The sequence below is a fragment of the Streptomyces durbertensis genome (genome assembly GCF_014156695.1).
Lineage (GTDB): Bacteria > Actinomycetota > Actinomycetes > Streptomycetales > Streptomycetaceae > Streptomyces > Streptomyces durbertensis.
In genome coordinates this window covers 1-3,395 of sequence record NZ_WMLF01000523.1, presented here as the reverse complement: position 1 = coordinate 3,395, position 3,395 = coordinate 1, and the positions used below count along the sequence as shown (strand labels likewise).

Annotated in this window: 4 protein-coding genes; all 4 read left to right on the top strand. The window is 74.3% G+C overall.

Annotated elements, in window-relative coordinates; genetic code table 11:
- Positions 1-1,073 (top strand): segregation and condensation protein A (locus tag GL263_RS23740; protein WP_182857792.1); only part of this gene is annotated, 1,073 nt, incomplete at its 5' end.
- The gene (gene scpB / locus GL263_RS23735) at positions 1,070-1,828 is read left to right on the top strand and encodes an SMC-Scp complex subunit ScpB (protein WP_182857790.1); all 759 of its coding nucleotides are present in this window, start codon (positions 1,070-1,072) and stop codon (positions 1,826-1,828) included. The genes GL263_RS23740 and scpB, both read left to right, overlap by 4 nt.
- 12 nt (positions 1,829-1,840) lie before the next feature.
- Positions 1,841-3,037: a pseudouridine synthase gene (locus GL263_RS23730; RefSeq protein ID WP_182857789.1), complete on the top strand. Its 1,197-nt coding sequence runs from the start codon at positions 1,841-1,843 to the stop codon at positions 3,035-3,037.
- A gap of 127 nt (positions 3,038-3,164) precedes the next feature.
- The coding region (locus GL263_RS23725; RefSeq protein WP_182857788.1) for an NAD(P)-binding domain-containing protein at positions 3,165-3,395 on the top strand (231 nt) is incomplete at its 3' end.

Sequence of the window (3,395 nt, the reverse complement as noted above, 5' to 3'; positions counted from 1 at the left end):
CCGCCCCGCCGTCCCCCGGTGCGCCGGCCGAACCGCCCGCTGCCTCCGGACGGCCCGAGCCGACGGCATCGGCCGAGGGCGTCGGCCCGACCGAGACAGCGGCTCACACCGACGAGCCGGCCGGCCGCGCGGCCGGGTCCGACGGGCTGCCCGACCCCGCCGCCCGGCCCTCCGGCCCGCGCGGGCCGGCCGAGCCCGGCGACGCGGCCGGGTCCGAGGGGCGGTTCACCGTCGTGCTGGACAACTTCGAGGGGCCGTTCGACCTGCTCCTCCAGCTCATCGCACGCCACAAGCTGGACGTCACCGAGGTGGCGCTGTCTCGGGTGACCGACGAGTTCATGGCCCATCTGAGGGCCATGGGCCCGGACTGGGACCTCGACCAGACGACGGAGTTCCTGGTCGTCGCGGCGACCCTGCTCGACCTCAAGGCCGCCCGGCTGCTGCCGTCGGCCGAGGTGGAGGACGAGGCGGACCTCGCCCTGCTGGAGGCCCGGGACCTGCTGTTCGCGCGGCTCCTCCAGTACCGGGCCTACAAGCGGGTCACCGAGGTCTTCACCGAGCGCCTGGCCGCCGAGGCCCGCCGCTTCCCCCGCGTCGTGGGGCTGGAGCCGCACCACGCCGAACTGCTGCCCGAGGTGGTGATCCGCGTCGGGCCGGAGGGTTTCGCCCGCCTCGCGGTCAAGGCGATGCGTCCCCGCCCCCGGCCGCAGGTGTACGTCGACCACATCCACGCCCCGCTGGTCAGCGTGCGCGAGCAGGCGGGCCTGCTGGTGACGCGGCTGCGGGAGCGCGGCGAGGCCACCTTCGCCGCGCTGACGGAGGACGCCGCGGACACCCTCACCGTCGTGGCCCGCTTCCTCGCCCTGCTGGAGCTGTACCGGGAGCGGGCGGTGGCGCTGGAGCAGCCGGAGGCGCTGGGCGAGCTGGTCGTGCGCTGGCGGGGCGGGGAGTCCGCCGCCGAGGTGGGCGCGGAGTTCGACGGTGAGACGACCCCGACCGCACCGGCCGCGCCGGGCGAGGACCGTGACGAGGACCACGAGTCGGCACCGAGGCAGCCAGAGGTGAGCGTATGAGCGGCAGTGACGGCAGTGTCGACAGCGAAGACAGCGAAGACAGCAAGGACAGCGAAGACAGCGAAGACAAGGCCCCCGCGGCGCGCCTCCCGGCGCAGCAGACCGTGTCCCCGTCCGGGGACGGGACCACGCCGCCCGCCGGCACCGGCGCCGTCGCGGAGCTGCCGCTGGGCCCGGCGCTGGAGGCCGTCCTGATGGTGGTCGACGAGCCGGTGCCCGTCGACCACCTCGCCAGGGTCCTCCAGCGGCCGCGGCGGGAGGTCGCGGACGCGCTGCGGGTGCTCGTCGACGACTACACGCGTCAGGGCCGCGGCTTCGAGCTGCGTGAGGTGGCCGGCGGATGGCGCTTCTACAGCCGTCCCGCGTACGCCGAGGCCGTCGAGGCGTTTGTCCTGGACGGCCAGCAGGCCCGGCTCACCCAGGCCGCGCTGGAGACTCTGGCGGTGGTCGCCTACCGCCAGCCGGTCAGTCGTTCCAGGGTCTCGGCGGTGCGCGGGGTCAACTGCGACGGTGTGATGCGGACCCTGCTGCAGCGGGGTCTGGTGGCCGAGGCGGGCACCGAACCCGAAACAGGTGCGATCCTGTACGTGACGACGCACTACTTCCTGGAGCGTCTGGGCCTGCGCGGCCTGGACGAACTGCCCGATCTGGCGCCCTTCCTACCGGAGGCGGACGCGGTCGAGGAGGAGAGCCAGGAGGTCGTGCCGTCCTTCGAGGCAGACAGCAGCGGTGACCGAAACGGATCCGCGACGTAGACGGAAGACGCGATGCGAAGCAGCGGCAGGAACAGCAACCGGAACTACCGGGGCGCGGGCAACAGCCGCGACGACCAGAACGGGCGCAAGCGCCGGCCCCGGCCGGAGGAGCGCCGCTACGACGTGGGCCCGTCCGGCGACGGCGGCGGCAAGCGGGGCGGCCCGGGCGGTCCGGCGAAGGGCGGCGCCGGTGGCGGTGCCGGCAAGAGCGGCGGCAAGGCCGGCGGCGGCACGGCCGGCGGCAGGGGCGCCCCGGGCGGGCAGCAGGGCGGCGGCCCGCGTGCCCAGCGCTCCACCGGCGGCCGTCCGGCGGGCGGCGGCGGACGGCCGGGCCAGGGCGGCGGTCCCGGCAAGGGCGGTCCCGGCAAGGGCGGCGGGCGGCGCGGCGCGCCGGCCAGGCCGCGCGAGTACGACGCCCAGATCGAGGAGCGCAACCGCTCCCGGCACGACAAGCCGCAGGTCAAGCTGCCCAAGACGTTCGGCGAGGTGGAGGGCGAGCGCCTGCAGAAGGTGCTCGCCAGGGCCGGTATGGGTTCCCGCCGCGCCTGCGAGGAGCTGATCGAGCAGGCCCGGGTGGAGGTCAACGGGAAGATCGTGCTGGAGCAGGGGCTCCGGGTCGACCCGGAGAAGGACGAGATCAAGGTCGACGGTCTGACGGTCGCCGCCCAGTCCTACCTGTTCTTCGCGCTGAACAAGCCGGCCGGGGTCGTCTCCTCCATGGAGGACCCGGACGGCCGCCAGTGCCTGGGCGACTACGTGCAGAACCGCGACACCCGGCTGTTCCACGTCGGCCGCCTGGACACCGAGACCGAGGGCCTGATCCTGCTCACCAACCACGGCGAGCTGGCCCACCGCCTCACCCACCCGCGCTACGGGGTGAAGAAGACCTACCTGGCCGCCATCCAGGGCCCGCTGCCGCGCGACCTCGGCAAGCGGCTGAAGGACGGCATCAAGCTGGAGGACGGCTACGCCCGCGCGGACCACTTCCGCGTCGTGGAGAACACCGGCAAGAACTACCTGGTCGAGGTCACCCTGCACGAGGGCCGCAAGCACATCGTGCGGCGGATGCTGTCGGAGGCCGGCTTCCCGGTCGACAAGCTGGTCCGCACCTGGTTCGGCCCGATCGCGCTGGGCGACCAGAAGTCCGGCTGGCTGCGGCGTATGACCAACACCGAGGTCGGCATGCTGATGAAGGAGGTCGGTCTCTGACCGACCGGGCGCCCCGCCGGGGGCGCCCGTATCCTGATCCGCGACATTCCGACACCACCAGGCCAAGGCCGACACCGTCCGGGCGCGCCCCGGACGGCGGCCGCACCCGCGAGGACACCGCCCAAGAATGCGTACCGCGCTTGTCATCGGCACCGGACTGATCGGGACCTCGGCCGCGCTGGCCCTCTCCGCCCGGGGAGTGGCCGTGTACCTGCGGGACCGTGACCCGGACTCGGTGAGCACCGCCGCGTCCCGGGGCGCGGGCAGCGCCGAGCCGCCCGCCGGACCGGTGGACCTGGCGGTGGTCGCGGTGCCGCCGGCGCACATCGCCACGACCGTCGCCGAACTGCAGCGGGAG

Bases quoted from the DNA above. Each gene is read 5' to 3' on its own strand.
- GL263_RS23730 (WP_182857789.1), top strand. From the start codon at position 1,841: ATGCGAAGCAGCGGCAGGAACAGCAACCGGAACTACCGGGGCGCGGGC.
- scpB (WP_182857790.1), top strand. From the start codon at position 1,070: ATGAGCGGCAGTGACGGCAGTGTCGACAGCGAAGACAGCGAAGACAGC.